The organism is Desulfocurvibacter africanus subsp. africanus DSM 2603 (assembly GCF_000422545.1).
Taxonomy (GTDB): Bacteria; Desulfobacterota; Desulfovibrionia; order Desulfovibrionales; family Desulfovibrionaceae; genus Desulfocurvibacter; species Desulfocurvibacter africanus.
Window position 1 is genome coordinate 85,359 of record NZ_AULZ01000011.1, and the last position, 15,014, is coordinate 100,372.

Here is a 15,014-nt window from a genome sequence, read left to right on the forward strand (position 1 = left end):
TGGAAATAGTGAACCTGAGCCTGGAGGCCACTCTCAAAAGTTGAGTGGACCAAAGATATCAGGCAGATCACTTGACATACTAACCACATATCGAGCGCAACATGAGACTTTATGTGACCACATGTCAAGCCTACAAGAACCAAGTAAGAACATTAAATGAATTATGCACGCTAAACACCGCCATGACTACGCTATAGCTACACTTTGGTGCTCAGACGTACGCCTACATCAGCATTGTTTAGGGCTTAAGGTTGGAGTCGCTTACTCTTTAGGAGCCGCCTGTCAACTTGCCATTTGCCTATAGGAAGACCATAATTAACAACTTGAGTGAATTCGCAAAGTTGAACCTTGAGCAAACCTTTGTGACATTTCCCCGGCTGAACCGGATCAATGCCTGGCTGTCCTGACATAGTATATGCAAATTGGCCCGCGTGCGCCCATACGGGCTCCGCGCCAAAGCTTGCCATATAATGTCCATCCCAATACACCGTAATCATGAGTGGTCGCTCGACCTGGGCGTACCGCTTCACGCAATGGAGAATGCATGTGCGAGGAATGATACTCCTTTTGGCTCTCTTATCCGCCTTTCCACCCTTGTCCATCGACATGATCCTGCCTGCCCTGCCCACTCTGGCAGAAACCTGGAACCAACCAGTTGCCACGATCAACCTGATCCTGGTCTGCTTCGTCGTCACCTATGCGTTCTTCCTGCTCGTATACGGCCCGGTATCGGATCGCTACGGCCGACGGCGCCCACTCATGGTGGGTTTAAGCGTGTTCGTCGTCTCCAGCCTGCTGGGTGCGATAATGGATAACGTGAGTTCGGTGATCTTCTTCCGTGCTCTGCAGGGAGCCGGCGCCGCTGCCGGGCCATCCTTGGCTCTAGCTATGAGCAAGGATCTCTTCACCGGCAAGGACCGCGAGCGCGTGCTGGCTTACCTCGGCATCATTGTGCCCCTGGCGCCCATGCTGGCTCCCACATTTGGCAGCTGGATCACAGCTTGGCTCTCCTGGCATTGGATATTCTATGCCCAAGCTATCCTAGGCCTAATCGCCCTCATCGGAGTAAGCAGATGCCCGGAAACTCTTGTGAGCAGATCCAGCAATTCGCTTGCCCAAGTTGCCGGAGCCTATATCCGCCTGGCAAAAAATCCGACCTATGTAGCCTTGACCCTGCTCATGGCCACGATCATGCTCCCATTCTTCGGATTCATTGCCGGCTCCTCGCACATCTACATCACTGGCTTTGGCCTCAGCGAACAGAATTTCGGTTATTTCTTCGCTTTCAATGCCTTGTGCATCATGCTTGGTTCGATCGCCTTCCTACGACTTGTGAGGGGGTATGAATCCAAGACGCTGATCACGGTCGGCTTTGCGGGGATTTTTGTGGGGGGGCTTGGCCTGCTGTTCGGAAAGGGGCTGGGGCAGTGGGGCTTTGCCCTGGCCATGGCCGTGATTGCCTTCTCGGGTGGCTTGAGCCGTCCGCCAAGCAACAACCTCATCCTGGAGCAGGTGAAGCATGAGGCTGGCGCGGCATCGTCTCTGCTACTTTTCACCTACTTTATCCTTGGTGCCGTCGCCATGTGGTTCGTTTCTTTGGAATGGGAGAGCAAGCAGGCAATCATCGGTCTTCTGGGCGTGAGCTGCGGCGGCCTGTGCCTGACGGCATGGCTGACGATGAGGCGCATGGGCATGTTGCGACACGAATAGCCGACTGGATTCCGAATCTGCTTGGCGTCCGGCCGCAGGTTATCACGAGCTGTCCTGGCCGGCGCTCGGCCCGTCAACGAAAGAGCGCCCGATCCCACGTGGGGTCGGGCGCTCTTGTTCAATTCGTGATCAGCCCTGCTATTTCTTGAGCCAGGACATCATCGAACGCAGCTTGGCACCGACCTTCTCGATCTGGTGCTCCTGGTTCAGGCGGCGCATGGCGCTGAAGTGAGCCTTGCCGGTCACATTCTCCATGATGAATTCGCGCGCGAACTCGCCCTGCTGGATCTCCTTGAGGATTTTCTTCATCTCCTTGCGCGTTTCATCAGTGATGATGCGCGGGCCACGCGAATAGTCGCCGTATTCGGCCGTGTCCGAGATGGACCAGCGCATTTTGGACAGGCCGCCTTCATAGAGCAGGTCCACGATAAGCTTCAGCTCGTGCAGGCACTCGAAGTAAGCCATCTCGGGCTGGTAGCCGGCCTCCACCAAGGTATCGAAGCCGGCCTTGATGAGTTCGGACACACCGCCGCACAGGACCACCTGTTCGCCGAACAGATCGGTCTCGGTCTCTTCGCGGAAATTAGTCTGGATCACGCCGGAGCGAGTAGCGCCGATGCCCTTGGCATAAGCCAGGGCCTTATCCAGAGCCTTGCCCGAGGCATCCTGGTGCACGGCCACCAGGGCCGGCACAGCGCCGCCCTCAGTGTAGGTGCGGCGCACGAGGTGGCCGGGGCCCTTGGGCGCGATCATGATCACGTCCACGTCCTTGGGCGGCACGATCTGCTGAAAATGGATATTGAAGCCATGGCCAAAGGCCAAAGCCTTGCCCGGCGTCAGGTTGGGTTTGATGTCGTTCTCGTACAGGGCCCTTTGGTACTGGTCCTGAACAAGAATCATGATGACGTCGGCCTGCTTGGCCGCCTCGGCTGCGGACATGGGCTCAAAGCCGTGTTCCCGCGCCAAGTCATAGTTGGGGCCTCCCGGGCGCTGACCGATTATGACCTTGACGCCGGAGTCGCGCAGGTTCTGGGCATGGGCGTGGCCCTGGCTGCCGTAGCCGAGGATTGCCACCGTCTTGTTCTTGAGAAGACCGAGGTCGGCGTCCTGTTCGTAATAGACTTTCATCACTCTGCTCTCTTCGTTTTCTGCGTGGGCAAATCATCATCCGGAAGCCAATCTTGGATGCGGAATGGCTTCCGGGCCTTGGACAAGCCATTGACCTGGCACAAAACAATGCGGCGCAGAACACTCCACAGCCGGCTACTGCTGGCGACAGGTCAAGGCTGAGTACATTCGAGTCCGGCGAAAGGCTACTGCATGCTCCGTTTCATGGCCACGGCACCGGTGCGCGCGACCTCCTTGATGCCGAAGCGCTGCAGGAGGCTAATGAGCGCGAGAATTTTCTCCTCATCACCCGTTGCTTCAAGCGTTAGTTCATCCGGGCTTACGTCCACCACTTTGCAGCGGAAGATGTCCGCGATGCGCAGCACCTCGGCGCGTCCGGCATCGCCGGCGTGCACCTTGATAAGCGCCATGCGTCGTTGGATGGACTTGACCTCGTTGATATGCACGACCTTGATCACCGTGACCAACTTGCGCAACTGCTTGATGATCTGCTCGATGATCGCAGCATCGCCTTCGGTCGTGATGGTCATGTGCGATACGCCTTCATCCAGGGTGGGTGCCACATTGAGGGATTCGATATTGAATCCTCGGCCGCTGAACAGGCCGGCCACCCGCGCAAGGACGCCCGGCTCGTTTTCCACGAGGACCGAGAGCACGTGTTTCATGGCGCCCACCTAGACGAGAAGCATCTCGGTTAAGGATTTTCCGGCCGGCACCATGGGGTAGACGTTTTCCTCGGGGCAGACCGTCACGTCCACGATGACCGTATTGTTCAGGGCAAAGGCCTTCTGGAGCGTCGGTATGAGGTCCGCTTCCCGCGTCACACGGAATCCGGCGGCGCCGTATGCCTCGGCCAGCTTGACGAAATCGGGCTGGGCATCCATGCATGTGGCGCAATAATTCTTCTTGTAGAAGAGTTCCTGCCACTGGCGCACCATGCCCAAATTGCGGTTGTTGAGGATGACGATCTTCACCGGCAGCTTGTAACAGACTGCCGTGGCCAACTCCTGGCTGTTCATCTGGATTGAACCGTCACCCGCGATGTCGATAACCAGCTTGTCGGGAAAAGCCATCTGAGCGCCGATGGCGGCCGGAAAGCCGAAGCCCATGGTGCCCAGGCCACCCGAGGAGATGCAGGTGCGGGGCTTCTGGAATCCGTAGAACTGGGCGGCCCACATTTGGTTCTGCCCCACTTCGGTGCAGATAATGGCCTCGCCCTTGGTCAACTCGTAAATGGCCTCGACGACCGTCTGGGGCTTGATGACGCCATTTTCCCGATTGTAGCGCAGGGGATGCTCCACAGCCCAGGCACGGACCGTCTCGACCCAATCCTTATGATCATCGGATGCCGTGAACTCTTCCGGCTTGGCTTCCATCTCCTGACGCAACTCCGACAGTGCCGTCTTGCAGTCCGCCACAACGGGCACGTGCACATTCACGTTCTTGCGAATGGAGGTCGGGTCGATATCAACGTGCACGATGGTGGCGTTGGGCGCGAAGGTACTGACCTTGCCCGTGACCCGGTCGTCGAAGCGCGCTCCGATGGCCAGGAGGAGGTCGGCATTATTCACGGCCATATTGGCGGCATAAGTACCGTGCATGCCAAGCATGCCCAGCCACAGCGGGTCGGCGGCCGGAAAAGCGCCCAGGCCCATGAGCGTGGCCGTGACCGGAACATTAAACGTCCGGGCCAGCCAGGTCAGATCTTCGGAAGCATCCGAGGATATGACGCCGCCGCCTGCGTAGATGAGCGGCTTCTTGGAACTCTTGAGCAGTTCCAAGACTTTGCGCAGCTGTTTCACATTGGGTTTCAAGTTGGGCTGGTAACTGCGCATCTTGATCTGCTCGGCCTTGGGGAACACGAAACTGGTGATCTGCTGCTGGACATCCTTGGGTATATCCACCAAGACCGGGCCCGGCCGCCCGGTCTTGGCGAGATAAAATGCCCTGCGAAGCGTCAGCGCCAGATCATCCACGCTCTTCACCAGGTAGTTGTGCTTGGTGCACGGCCTGGTGATGCCGACGATGTCAACTTCCTGGAAGGCGTCGTTGCCGATGAGCGGCGTAGGCACCTGCCCGGTGATGATGACCACGGGTATGGAGTCCATGTAGGCCGTGGCAATGCCCGTGACCGTGTTGGTGGCGCCGGGGCCGGAAGTGGCCAAGCAGACGCCTACTTTACCAGTGGCTCGGGCATACCCGTCCGCCGCGTGGATTGCGCCCTGCTCGTGGCGCACGAGGACGTGCTTGAAGGGATAGTTGGGGAGTTGGTCATAAATATCAATGACGGCTCCCCCAGGAAAACCGAAGACGACCTCAACGCCCTCGAGCCTCAGACATTCGAGCAGAATCTGAGCTCCGCTGAGCTCCATAGGATCATGCCTCCGCTGATTTGTAACGCTCCAGAAGCTGTTGCAGCTTTGTCTTGCCCGCAAGCTTCTTTTTCTTGAGTTCCCTGACCTCAGTTTCTTCCACGGGGGTTAGCGCGGGCTTTTTTAGTAGCTTCTCTAGCCGTTGTTCATAATCGGCATGGAGGTCCCAAAGCGCTTTGAGCTCATTGTCTTTTTGTCCGTACTTCTTGATGAGTTCAATCTCATGCTGTTCCATGGGAGTCCTCTCCTTTTTTATTACCACTAATCCATCATTACGGCAGACCACTTTGGTTCGGTTGCCGAATGTATGAGCAGCGATTTGCGCCGACTGGTCAAACCGTTCTCAAGTAAAACCTGATTTTTTCGTAGGCCAAGAAGGCCGGCAATATAGACAACCAAAGCTTTGTTAGCCTTGTTGTCCACGGGAGGAGCAGACAGCTTTATCTTGCAGCAATCTTGGTACAGACCGACGGGCTCATTGCGATTCGCACCTGGCTGCACCCATATGTTGAGCCTCCAGACCCCCGGCTCAATGCTGATTACGCAGCCGGGTAGTGCTGATGCGGCAGATGTGGCTGAACTTCTTTTCACTTTGCCTTTTTGAAGAACTTCAGTTTGGATTCCAGAGCCTCAAGTTGCTCCTGATCCTGATTCTCCATCTCGAGCATGCGCAGATGCGCATCGAGAAGGCTGCGAAGCTTGACCTCGAACTGAGTGCGCTGCCGTTTGAGTTCGGTGATATCCTCATGAAGTTGAGCCAGGCGCAGGTGCGCGCGATTGAGTATGGCCTCGGCCTTGGCTTGTGCTTCGTCGATGATGAGTTGAGCTTCGCGACGGGCATTGGCCTTGAGGTCGTCTATCATGCGCTGCGTCGTCATGAGCGTATCGCGCAGAGTCTCCTCGCGCTGCTTATGTTCGGCGAGGCTGGCCTCCAGGTCTGCGATACGGCGGTGCAACTCCTTCTTGTCTTCAGAAAGGTCGCCGATAGCTTCGGCTGCTTCTTGAAGAAGCTGATCCACCTCCGTACGGCAATAACCGCGGAACCTTTTGCTAAAGCGCTTGTTGAGCAAATCTATCTTGGACAAATTCATGATTTAATCACCGCATAGTGAATGCTAATTGAAGAAGACTCTGCACCACGAAAATCTTTAGAAATTGAATGCCAAGCAACACCACCAGGGGTGTAAGATCGAACCCGCCGACGATAAGAAAGGGCATCCAACGCCGCAAGCGCATGAAAACCGGCTCTGTCAGGTTGCGCAGAATCCGGACTATGGGGTTATATGGATCTGGATTCACCCACGAAAGAAGTGCGGAGATGATGACGATCCAGAAGTAGATGGAAAGAATCGCCTCAATGACTACGGCGATGGCCTGCAGGAAATTGCTCAGGAACATTGTTCCTCCCCAGGATTGCGGCAGCCCCTGAAAGACGGATAGGGCAGTCGCATGGCTAAAAACCTTGCACAGCGAGACCGACAAATCAAGAGATTTTTAGGGCATACAGGGTCTACAGCCGGCGTCCACCTGCTTCAGGCAGGCTGACAATTCCGCATAAGCGGAGAGGTGCAGTTCGGCCGACAGGCGCTCGTTGCGGTATGCCCAGAAGCGCACGCCGGCCGCTCTAGCCGTCTGTTCGTCCACATGGCTATCACCGATGAACACTGCCTCTTCCGGCAGCATGCGCCAGCCATTCAAGATGACGTGCACTCCTTCAGGGCTGGGCTTGGGCCTGGACACGCAACTGGCCTGGATGACGGGGTTAAAGATGCCGGACAACCCGAAATGCTCCAGGAGCATGTCCATGGTGTTGGTCCGATTCGTGTTCACGCCCAAGTGAAATCCCTTGCCGCGAAGCCAGGTCAGCAGTTCCGTGAGACCTGTTTCCAGCTGCAGCCACGGCAGGACCATTCGGTAATCGAGCGTCTTACGGAATTCTTCAGCCTCGGCACGGAATTCTGCCGGTAAAATGCGGTCCAGCGACTCCTGATTGGAGGCGCTGTGCACATACAGCTCCTCCTCACGACTCATGGGCGGCAGGCCGAAGTGCTCGCGGAAGATATTGTAATAGGCCATATTGGCGGCCATGGAGTCCACGAGCACCCCATCGCAATCGAAGATAAAGCCGCGGATGCCAGTGAAGAATTCTTTGTCCAGAAAGGAAATATGCATGCTGTTACGTCTCTAGATCAGGGCCTTTTTGGAATAGGAGACGGAGATTTCACCATTCAGCCATGGCCGCCTGGCGTCCGTTTTCGAAAGGCCCAGCATCTTCCAGGCAGGAGCCTTGAAGGTGCCTAGACCATTGCCGGCTCCCACCAGCCCCTGCTCTTCCAGGTCGGCCAGCACTTGCGGGTCATCGGTATAGTAATCGGAGCAATCCGTGAGCAGGAGCATGGCCTCGAACACAGTGCGCCAGGCCGAGGCCAAAGGGGCGGGCTCCTGTGGGATCTCCAGCGCGTCCTGCAGGCCCATTTCGCGCATCTCCTCGAAATCATCTTCGCTGAACCCGAGAGCCATAGCCAGTTTGGCGTGTCCACTCTGCACTCCTTCCTGGCAGGCATCAACCTCAAGAACGCGTTGCTCCAGACTGTAAGCTAGCAGGAGCAGGCTCTGGGCCCTGGCCTTGGAGGCGAAGTCATTCTCCGTGCTCACACCCTCAATCCTTGCACGCAATTCCGAGCGGATAGCCATGCTTGTATGGTCGAAACAATTCTCCTGCTTGCCGACGGCATGATAGGACAGGTCCTTGATGTTGGAGAACTGTTCGCCAAAGCGCAGGGATTCCTGCACGAAGGCTTTGGCGCTTCTTTCATCCATCGGCAGGCCTGTGGGTCGGACAGAGCGGCCACCGGTCTGCTCGGCAAAGCCAGGATCGAGGAAGCAGACTTCCAACGGAGCCTCATCGGAGGCGAATTCGAGATGCATGGATGGGAAGTAGAGCAACATGGTCTCCCTCGCCACGCTGGTTGTGCAACTGAGCACTCAGCGAGATTTAAATCTGCGGCACATGCCCTGACATGCGGGCAGCCGCAGCACACACACATCGTCCAGGAGATGGATGCAGTTGACTACCGCCACGTCGCCGCCAGAGGTAAACTCCTGGCACTGCAGCGGACCCTCGGCCAATTTGCGGAAGCGCTTGTCCCATATGCGGCCAGCCGTTTCGTCGTCCAACTGAAAGACTTCGGCCTGGTCGAGAAACTGGTCATACTCATCCTCCCAACGCGTCAGAACGACACAACGAAAGCCCGTCTGAAAGCCAGGATTAAGGCGCTCCTCGTAGATGCAGTGGCCTTGCGCGTAATACGCGCACTCCCTTCCGGGCATCCGGCTGATTATCGCTCTGTTTCTGTCCATCCTCTTCGCGTGGGGGAAGCTATTAACCCGCTTGCCTTCCTTTGCGCAATGTTCTTTCATGCCTACCTCACCTGCGCCGCAGCAATCAGCAAAAGCCGCTTCAGCCATGCAGCCGCGCGTCCAAACGCGCCTTGACCTCATCAAAAGGCGCGTGTATAGCCCGAGTCTACTCGTAAATGGAGGCGCTTTCATGTTTGGAATCGGAATGCCTGAACTGATCATCATTTTGGTGATCATTCTCATCATTTTCGGCGCTAACAAACTGCCGGAAATCGGCGGAGGACTCGGGCGGGCCATCAAGAATTTTCGCAAGGCCACCAACGAGCCCGAGGAGATCGACATCACTCCAAAGAACAATAAAGACTCCGGGGAAAAATCCAAGGACGAATCGAAATAATCTGCGGGAAAAGACGTGGCAAGTACCGGAAAGCGCAAGCTTTCCGGTTTTTTTTGGTCCAACTCAGCCCTGTTAGAGCATTTTGCTTTTGAAAATGCTCTGCAAGCCATGCGTCGGCATGGCTTGCCGCCGCGTAGGCGTAGGCGCAATTCACTTGCGCCGTCAACGCCGGAGCGGGCGTCTTAAAAGCAATCTGCTCTAGACTGTTGAAAACCGTTCTGGACTTTTTCAACACCGTATTGGTTTGACGCCCAGCATCCGGGGAGCCATCCTGACCGCACAGCCATTTCAATGAGATGCTATGCCTCGTCTTTGACCATGGCCATGCCACGCACGATATACTGGGCGGCCGTCAGCACGGTCAGCCCGGAAACTCCGGCCAACAACAGCAGTCGAACTGCATTCTGATCAAAGCCGAATGTCTGCTCCAGGAGTACGAAAAGCACCAGGGATATCTGCAGCAAGGTATTGAGCTTACTGGTCCAAGCAGGCCTGGCTATGTTCTTGACGTCAATGCCCCAAAAATTGAGAACGAGCAGGCCGCCGATAATGAGCGCATCCCGGCTCACGACGAGAACGGCCAAAAAGTCGGGCAGCCAACCTTTTACGGCTAAAGTGATGAAGCTGGCATCCAGGAGCACCTTGTCGGCAAGAGGATCCAGCATAGCCCCGAGCTTGGAACGCTGCCGGAGGACCCTGGCCAGAAACCCGTCCAGGCCATCCGTGAATCCCGCCACTGCGAACAGGATCCACGCCAGGGTGAACCACTCCTGCAAAAAGGCCATGATGAAGCCGGGAGTGAGCAGGATGCGCACCATGGTCAGGAGATTTGGCAGTGTCCAGTTCCTGTTCAGCTCCTCCATGCTCTCTGCCCCGCCCTTAAGCTAAGGTGTGAATCAGGGCGCCGCTAGCTGAGATCCGGCGGTCGGCTGTACATCGAGCGCGGCATCCGGTGAATGCAGAAGCACAGTAAGCCCCTGTGATGCAAGCCTGACGTCCAAGGCTTGCTGAACTTCTTGCACTTTGTCCGTAAGAATCTGCCAACGCGCGGTCAAGCCACCGGCCTCCAGGGATACATCCACGAGCTCTGCGGCGGATACGCTATGTTCCCATGTCTGCAGCTCTTCGTCAAAGATACGGATATCATCCGGTGCCTTCCAGCCCACCACCTGCACGCTCATGGCCTTGTTGCCCCTGGCTGCCATACCCGTGCGAGAAAAATAATTGCCCCACAAGGTCAGCCACAGGACCTCCAGATCCTTTGAGCGGCTGCGCCATTCCCCCACGTCGGACTCCAGGTGCCCGGACCAGACATCCTGCGGCCCACTCTCCAGGGTCAGCCTGGGCTTGACTCCATGGATGGAAGAAAGGCCAGAGAGAAACTGCAGCCTGGTGATCTGCTCTCCAATCGAGCCCATGCCCTGCCCCATGGACAGAGTATAGGGCAAGAAAGCATCCACTGTGTACAGGATGCCCAAGTCCTGCAGCATTTTCTTGAGGGCGTTGCGATTGACCGCGACATGGGCATAGATGCGCACGCCATTGGAAATGTGCTCGTTGGATACGTCGGAGTATCCTTGGATGTACTTGGCCGACCGGTTAGACAGGAAAGAATAGAGCAACTCGCTACGCAACGGTTGAAGTTGGCCCGGCAAGAGATCCAGAGCTTCATTATAGACTGCGCGGGTAAAGGCGGCTTGCAGGGCTCTAGCCTGGAGTTGCTGCTGGCTCTCCCCTTCCATGCGCAAGACGTCAAGTTCGATATCCGCTGCCAGGGCAGGAGACACCCCCATCAGGCCAACAATCAAAAGGCCGACGATCTGGGCCAGACACGCAAGGCATCTGCGGACAAGCGCTCTTTTCATGGTCTTCACTGTGTTACTGTTTTGATCTTGGGAGATATGGCGGAGCATGCGGCATCCTGTGCGGTTTCGTTCTGTCTACTTCCGTTTATGGTTTTTGGCAATGTAACTACGACTCCAATGCCGGTAATGCTCACCCTCCACAAGGCCATGTCAGTCTTTAACGCCGTGGAGCCAGCGTTGCGCAAGGCCCAGCATGGCCGGATAATCAGCCGGAGCAAACCAGTGGATGCCCGCATCGCGCCGAAACCAGGTCAACTGGCGCTTGGCGTAGGCTCGCGTATGTTTTAGCCAGATGCGCTTGGCCTCTTCCAGACTCGTCCTGCCGAGAATGACATCCAGCAGTTCGCGGCAGCCAATACCCGTGAAGCCTGATGCATGCTCGTCCGGGCATAGGGCGTACGCCCGGCGCATCTCCTCCAGCGCGCCGGCCTCAAGCATGCGCTCGATGCGCAACGCCAGTCTGGTTTCCAGATCCGTCATGTCCAGAACGACACCGATCTTCAGGGCATCGTAGCGTGGACTTGCAGCCTGGGCTTGCTGCAAGTCGTGCCATTCCGAGAAGGTACGCCCGGTAGCGGCGTGCACTTCCAGGGCGCGCGTGATGCGCTGGCGGTCATTGATGTGGATCTTGGCTGCATAGCGCGGATCGACGGCCGTAAGCCGCTCATGCAGTCTAGCCGTGCCCTGACTGTCGCACTCAGCCTGCACCGACTGGCGAATCTCGGCCGGCACCGGAGGGATCTCGGCCAATCCGAGCAGCAGGCCATCCAGATACATGCCCGTGCCGCCCACCAGAATCGGCAGCAGCCCTTTTTCGCGCAGTTTCGCCATGGAGTCCTCGGCCATGGCTATGAATGCGCCCGCGCTGATGGACTCGCACGGATCCAGAAAGCCGTACAGGAGGTGCGGAACTGCGCGTCGCTCCTCATGACTAGGTTGGGCCGTAACAATGGGCAGATAACGGTAGACCTGGCGTGAGTCGAAATTGACCACACCGCCGTGCAAGCCTTCGGCTAGGGCCACCGACGCATCGGTCTTTCCCGCGCCCGTGGGGCCGAGGATACAGAGAACCTTCGGGAGCGTCATGATCTAAAGCGTAAACATGCCCTGTTCGTATATGACGGTCTTACCTCCGCCACGCAAATAGGCCGTAACGCGTTTGGCTTCGGTGTTGATGAGGTCCCAGTGCAGGGCCGAGTTGTTGAAGCCCAACTCCTCTTTGCGCTCCAAAGTCAGCTCCGCCGGATCACCGGCGTACGTATCGGAATAAGAGGAACCCACAGCCACATGGCAGTTGCCGTTCTGCCCGCCGAAATTCTCGTCGTACAGGGTGTGGGCCATGAAACGATCGATGCGCGAGAAACGCCTGTCCGTGAGCGAGAACTCGCCAAGGCGCCTGGCTCCCTGGTCCATGTTGAGCTGCTGAATGGTGAACTCCTGGCCCTGCTCGGCCTGCACGTCGGTGACCACGCCCGCCTTGAAGGTCAGCTTCACGCCCTTGATGTAGTTGCCGCTGCGGTACGAGGGCAGGTCGGCGAAGAACACACCCTCGGTCCCGCGCCAGTCGGGCGAGATGTACATCTCGAAGCTGGGGATGTTGTGTCCCGTGATGCCTACCCAGCGCCGCATGAGGCCGCCCACCACACGCAGGTCCGTGCGCTCGGACTCGATATGGTAGGACTCGATGTCCAGGCTGTTGAGCTTGGCCTTGATCTCCTGGGCCGCGTTCCAGAACTGCTGCCAATCCTGCTCGGGCTGGGCCATGTTCAGGTAGCAGGCCTTCTCGATCTGGCGGGCGTACTCTTCAATGCTCAGGCCGGCCTTTTCGGCCAGGGCTGGGGTCGGATAGAGGCACAGGGTCCAGCCGAACTCGCCCTGCTCCTCCCGGCGGTCCATGATGTCGCGCAGGAACTTGCGGCTCTTCTGGAACATGCCGAAGCTCGCGGGGTCCACATGGCTCAAATGTGTCAACGACTGCGGAGCCAGGATGGAGACTAGCCCGGACAGGTTGTCCACCAGCTCCTTTTCGCCCGGCGGCACGAAGGTGAGCTGCTTCTGCCCGGACACATCATAAAAGCTGCGCTCCATGCCAGCGGTGGGTTGCAGGCGGACGACCGGATTGAGTCGCATGTCCAGAAGCTTGCCATAAAGCGCTTCGACGAGCGGCAGGGCCGGCGCATCGAAGCGCACGAGCACGACATCGCCATTCGCGAAAGGTTTCTTGCGCGAGGTCTTGAGTCCCCAGATGAGCACGTCGGCGTACTTTTCCAGTCGCATGCTGTCGAACATGAATCCTCCGCTTATTTCTTGAGGTCGAAGACTCTGCCCTGCACTAGGATCTTGTCTCCAAATTTGTCTCGTATGGCGTCAAGAGTAAGATCAAGTTTATCCGGACGCGGCTCCAGGCTCTCGATCAAACTGAACTGGCTCTCGCCTTTATCGAAATTCGACACGCCGACTCCGATGAGCCGGACCTTTCTGGCAAAAGATATCTCGGCCATCAAGCTCACGGCCGTTTCGTGAATGACACGCGTGCTGTTGGTGGCCACATGCAGGGACCGACTGCGGGTAAGCTGCGTGAAGTCGGCGTATTTGACCTTAAGCGTCACGGTACGGCCGAACCAGCCGTGTTCGCGCAAATCCCGGCCCACTCGCTCCGACTGACGCCATAGCCAGCGGCGCAGTATCTCAGAGTCGTCAACATCCTTCGAAAAAGTGTTTTCGGCGCTGGAGGACTTGGTCTCGTGCTCCGGGGAAACAGCCCGCCCGTCGATGCCCTGGGCTCGGTCATGGAGCACGCTCCCCCACTTGCCGAGCTTTTCGACCCAAAACTCGCGAGGAAAACGCAGCACGTCCGCGGCCGTTTTGACGTTCAGTTTGCCAAGCACCTTCATACAACTGGCGCCCACTCCGGGGATCTTCTCCACAGGCAGTTCGCGCAGGAAGGTTTGCACGTCCTGGGGCCTGAGTTCGTAAAGTCCGTCAGGCTTATTCAATTCCGAGGCTATCTTGGCCAGAAACTTGTTGGGCGCTATTCCCACGGAACAGGTAAGTTGTGTGGCCTGGCGGATCTCCTGCTTGAGGCGCCGTGCCAATACCACGGGGGGCCCATAGAGTCGCTCCGTGCCACTGGCGTCCACGTAAGCCTCGTCCACGGAGGTCTGCTCCACCACCGGGACCAAGTCGCGCAATACGGTCATGATATGCCCGGAAACTTCGGCATAACGTTGCATGCGGCCCTTGAGGAAGACTCCCTGGGGGCAGAGTCTTCGAGCCGTGGCCGAGGGCATGGCGGAGCGCACTCCAAACTTGCGCGCTTCATAAGAGGCCGCGGAAACCACACCGCGCTCCTGACCGCCGATGATGACCGGCTTGCCCTTGAGTTCGGGGTTATCTACCTGCTCCACGGAGGCGAAGAAGGCATCCATGTCCAGATGCATGATGACGCGCATTACCTGCTCTGCCACGTGTACGCCCTGCGCTTCGATGGTTGACGGCTTTGTCCGGCTTCGGACGGAATCCGCCGGGGGCCTTGGGCGAGGGCAACATGGAATGCCCCTCGCGTCAATGACTTGCCGGAAACAGGCTTGGGCTCAGCTCACCAAGTTGGAAAACGCCTGGCCGCCGGGCAGAAGCTTCATCCAGGCCGCGCCGCTAGCGGTGTGGAAATAGAGCTTGCGGCCCTTGAGGCCCAATACGTCTTCACGCAGGATGGCAAAACCGTGCCGAATCAACTCGCGCCGTGCCTGTTCGACGTTCATGCCGCCCACATCCACAATGTCCCGCAAGACCTCCTTCTCCCGACGACTCACGGTGAAGCCGCCGCCGAAGAGCTTGACCTGCACTTTGCTGAGATCAATACGCCGGGCGGTGTACTTATCGGCGATGAGCTTGACGGCCCCGTCCACGTACTTGCAGGCAAGGACTTGCCGTGAGTCCATATCTCCTGTGGGCAGCATGGCGTGAAACATGGCGGACAGGCGCGTTGCCGGATGGTGGAAGGTTGCCGAGACGCACGACCCGAGCACCGTGCTTATGAGCAGATCATGCCCCGACACGATACACTCGCCTATCAGCAGATGGATATGGTTGACCCCACTATCCATGAGCTGCCTGGGACCTGCCGTGTCCCAGGCCTTGTTCACATGCATGCTCGCCTCGCTTTGCGCCCCACTTATGCCG

At 57.6% G+C, this 15,014-nt stretch carries 18 protein-coding genes; 2 read left to right on the forward strand and 16 right to left on the reverse strand.

Annotated features, from left to right (window positions below; translation table 11 throughout):
* The first annotated feature begins 540 nt into the window (after window positions 1–540).
* Complete coding sequence (locus H585_RS0108705) at window positions 541–1,710, forward strand: multidrug effflux MFS transporter (RefSeq protein ID WP_244432502.1); 1,170 nt, start codon at window positions 541–543, stop codon at window positions 1,708–1,710.
* Window positions 1,711–1,848: 138 nt separating this feature from the next.
* Here H585_RS0108705 and ilvC read toward each other — a convergent pair whose 3' ends face one another.
* From ilvC to H585_RS0108750, 10 genes are all read right to left on the reverse strand, one after another.
* Complete coding sequence (gene ilvC, locus H585_RS0108710) at window positions 1,849–2,838, reverse strand: ketol-acid reductoisomerase (RefSeq protein WP_014260955.1); 990 nt, start codon at window positions 2,836–2,838, stop codon at window positions 1,849–1,851.
* Between the two features lie 185 nt (window positions 2,839–3,023).
* Window positions 3,024–3,503, reverse strand: a complete 480-nt coding sequence (ilvN, locus tag H585_RS0108715; protein WP_005983711.1) for an acetolactate synthase small subunit — start codon at window positions 3,501–3,503, stop codon at window positions 3,024–3,026.
* A 9-nt stretch (window positions 3,504–3,512) separates the two neighbouring features.
* A complete protein-coding gene (ilvB, locus tag H585_RS0108720; protein ID WP_014260954.1) occupies window positions 3,513–5,210 on the reverse strand; it encodes a biosynthetic-type acetolactate synthase large subunit in 1,698 nt (565 codons plus the stop codon).
* Window positions 5,211–5,214: 4 nt separating this feature from the next.
* Window positions 5,215–5,445 carry a DUF465 domain-containing protein gene (locus tag H585_RS0108725; protein ID WP_005983715.1) on the reverse strand — a complete coding sequence of 77 codons (231 nt, stop codon included), beginning with the start codon at window positions 5,443–5,445 and terminating at the stop codon, window positions 5,215–5,217.
* A 26-nt stretch (window positions 5,446–5,471) separates the two neighbouring features.
* The gene (locus H585_RS22465; RefSeq protein ID WP_014260953.1) at window positions 5,472–5,801 is read right to left on the reverse strand and encodes a DUF167 domain-containing protein; all 330 of its coding nucleotides are present in this window, start codon (window positions 5,799–5,801) and stop codon (window positions 5,472–5,474) included.
* The gene (locus H585_RS0108730) at window positions 5,798–6,301 is read right to left on the reverse strand and encodes a DivIVA domain-containing protein (protein WP_014260952.1); all 504 of its coding nucleotides are present in this window, start codon (window positions 6,299–6,301) and stop codon (window positions 5,798–5,800) included. Before H585_RS0108730 ends, H585_RS22465 begins: the two co-directional genes overlap by 4 nt.
* 7 nt (window positions 6,302–6,308) lie before the next feature.
* Window positions 6,309–6,608, reverse strand: a complete 300-nt coding sequence (locus H585_RS0108735) for a YggT family protein (protein WP_005983718.1) — start codon at window positions 6,606–6,608, stop codon at window positions 6,309–6,311.
* Window positions 6,609–6,704: 96 nt separating this feature from the next.
* A complete protein-coding gene (locus H585_RS0108740) occupies window positions 6,705–7,382 on the reverse strand; it encodes an HAD family hydrolase (protein ID WP_027367545.1) in 678 nt (225 codons plus the stop codon).
* A 12-nt stretch (window positions 7,383–7,394) separates the two neighbouring features.
* A complete protein-coding gene (locus H585_RS0108745; protein ID WP_027367546.1) occupies window positions 7,395–8,159 on the reverse strand; it encodes a hypothetical protein in 765 nt (254 codons plus the stop codon).
* Window positions 8,160–8,195: 36 nt separating this feature from the next.
* Window positions 8,196–8,678, reverse strand: coding sequence for a hypothetical protein (locus H585_RS0108750; RefSeq protein WP_244432503.1), 483 nt, complete (start codon window positions 8,676–8,678; stop codon window positions 8,196–8,198).
* Window positions 8,679–8,760: 82 nt separating this feature from the next.
* Here H585_RS0108750 and H585_RS0108755 point away from each other — a divergent pair, with 82 nt between their 5' ends.
* Entirely contained in the window at window positions 8,761–8,967 is a 207-nt protein-coding gene (locus tag H585_RS0108755) for a twin-arginine translocase TatA/TatE family subunit (protein WP_005983725.1), read from the forward strand.
* 299 nt (window positions 8,968–9,266) lie between these two features.
* On the opposite strand, the gene H585_RS0108760 is transcribed toward H585_RS0108755, so the two are convergent.
* The 6 genes from H585_RS0108760 to H585_RS0108785 form a co-directional block, all read right to left on the reverse strand.
* Window positions 9,267–9,830 carry a CDP-alcohol phosphatidyltransferase family protein gene (locus H585_RS0108760; RefSeq protein WP_027367547.1) on the reverse strand — a complete coding sequence of 188 codons (564 nt, stop codon included), beginning with the start codon at window positions 9,828–9,830 and terminating at the stop codon, window positions 9,267–9,269.
* 33 nt (window positions 9,831–9,863) lie between these two features.
* Window positions 9,864–10,832 carry a hypothetical protein gene (locus H585_RS0108765; protein ID WP_244432504.1) on the reverse strand — a complete coding sequence of 323 codons (969 nt, stop codon included), beginning with the start codon at window positions 10,830–10,832 and terminating at the stop codon, window positions 9,864–9,866.
* 150 nt (window positions 10,833–10,982) lie between these two features.
* Window positions 10,983–11,918 (reverse strand): tRNA (adenosine(37)-N6)-dimethylallyltransferase MiaA, encoded by a 936-nt coding sequence (miaA, locus tag H585_RS0108770; RefSeq protein WP_027367549.1) that lies wholly within the window; start codon window positions 11,916–11,918, stop codon window positions 10,983–10,985.
* Window positions 11,919–11,921: 3 nt separating this feature from the next.
* Window positions 11,922–13,121, reverse strand: coding sequence for an aminopeptidase (locus H585_RS0108775; RefSeq protein ID WP_027367550.1), 1,200 nt, complete (start codon window positions 13,119–13,121; stop codon window positions 11,922–11,924).
* An 11-nt stretch (window positions 13,122–13,132) separates the two neighbouring features.
* Window positions 13,133–14,284, reverse strand: a complete 1,152-nt coding sequence (locus H585_RS0108780; RefSeq protein WP_027367551.1) for a DNA polymerase IV — start codon at window positions 14,282–14,284, stop codon at window positions 13,133–13,135.
* A gap of 141 nt (window positions 14,285–14,425) precedes the next feature.
* Entirely contained in the window at window positions 14,426–14,983 is a 558-nt protein-coding gene (locus H585_RS0108785) for a chemotaxis protein CheD (protein WP_027367552.1), read from the reverse strand.
* Window positions 14,984–15,014: the final 31 nt, after the last annotated feature.

Excerpts from the sequence above, each read along its gene's own strand:
- H585_RS0108745 (WP_027367546.1), bottom strand. The coding sequence starts at position 8,159 with ATGTTGCTCTACTTCCCATCCATGCATCTCGAATTCGCCTCCGATGAG.
- H585_RS0108705 (WP_244432502.1), top strand. The coding sequence starts at position 541 with ATGCATGTGCGAGGAATGATACTCCTTTTGGCTCTCTTATCCGCCTTT.
- ilvC (WP_014260955.1), bottom strand. The coding sequence starts at position 2,838 with ATGAAAGTCTATTACGAACAGGACGCCGACCTCGGTCTTCTCAAGAAC.
- H585_RS0108760 (WP_027367547.1), bottom strand. The coding sequence starts at position 9,830 with ATGGAGGAGCTGAACAGGAACTGGACACTGCCAAATCTCCTGACCATG.
- ilvB (WP_014260954.1), bottom strand. The coding sequence starts at position 5,210 with ATGGAGCTCAGCGGAGCTCAGATTCTGCTCGAATGTCTGAGGCTCGAG.
- H585_RS0108750 (WP_244432503.1), bottom strand. The coding sequence starts at position 8,678 with ATGGCTGAAGCGGCTTTTGCTGATTGCTGCGGCGCAGGTGAGGTAGGC.
- ilvN (WP_005983711.1), bottom strand. The coding sequence starts at position 3,503 with ATGAAACACGTGCTCTCGGTCCTCGTGGAAAACGAGCCGGGCGTCCTT.
- H585_RS0108725 (WP_005983715.1), bottom strand. The coding sequence starts at position 5,445 with ATGGAACAGCATGAGATTGAACTCATCAAGAAGTACGGACAAAAAGAC.
- H585_RS0108765 (WP_244432504.1), bottom strand. The coding sequence starts at position 10,832 with ATGAAAAGAGCGCTTGTCCGCAGATGCCTTGCGTGTCTGGCCCAGATC.
- H585_RS0108755 (WP_005983725.1), top strand. The coding sequence starts at position 8,761 with ATGTTTGGAATCGGAATGCCTGAACTGATCATCATTTTGGTGATCATT.
- H585_RS0108735 (WP_005983718.1), bottom strand. The coding sequence starts at position 6,608 with ATGTTCCTGAGCAATTTCCTGCAGGCCATCGCCGTAGTCATTGAGGCG.
- miaA (WP_027367549.1), bottom strand. The coding sequence starts at position 11,918 with ATGACGCTCCCGAAGGTTCTCTGTATCCTCGGCCCCACGGGCGCGGGA.
- H585_RS0108785 (WP_027367552.1), bottom strand. The coding sequence starts at position 14,983 with ATGCATGTGAACAAGGCCTGGGACACGGCAGGTCCCAGGCAGCTCATG.
- H585_RS0108775 (WP_027367550.1), bottom strand. The coding sequence starts at position 13,121 with ATGTTCGACAGCATGCGACTGGAAAAGTACGCCGACGTGCTCATCTGG.
- H585_RS0108780 (WP_027367551.1), bottom strand. The coding sequence starts at position 14,284 with ATGCGCGTCATCATGCATCTGGACATGGATGCCTTCTTCGCCTCCGTG.
- H585_RS0108730 (WP_014260952.1), bottom strand. The coding sequence starts at position 6,301 with ATGAATTTGTCCAAGATAGATTTGCTCAACAAGCGCTTTAGCAAAAGG.
- H585_RS0108740 (WP_027367545.1), bottom strand. The coding sequence starts at position 7,382 with ATGCATATTTCCTTTCTGGACAAAGAATTCTTCACTGGCATCCGCGGC.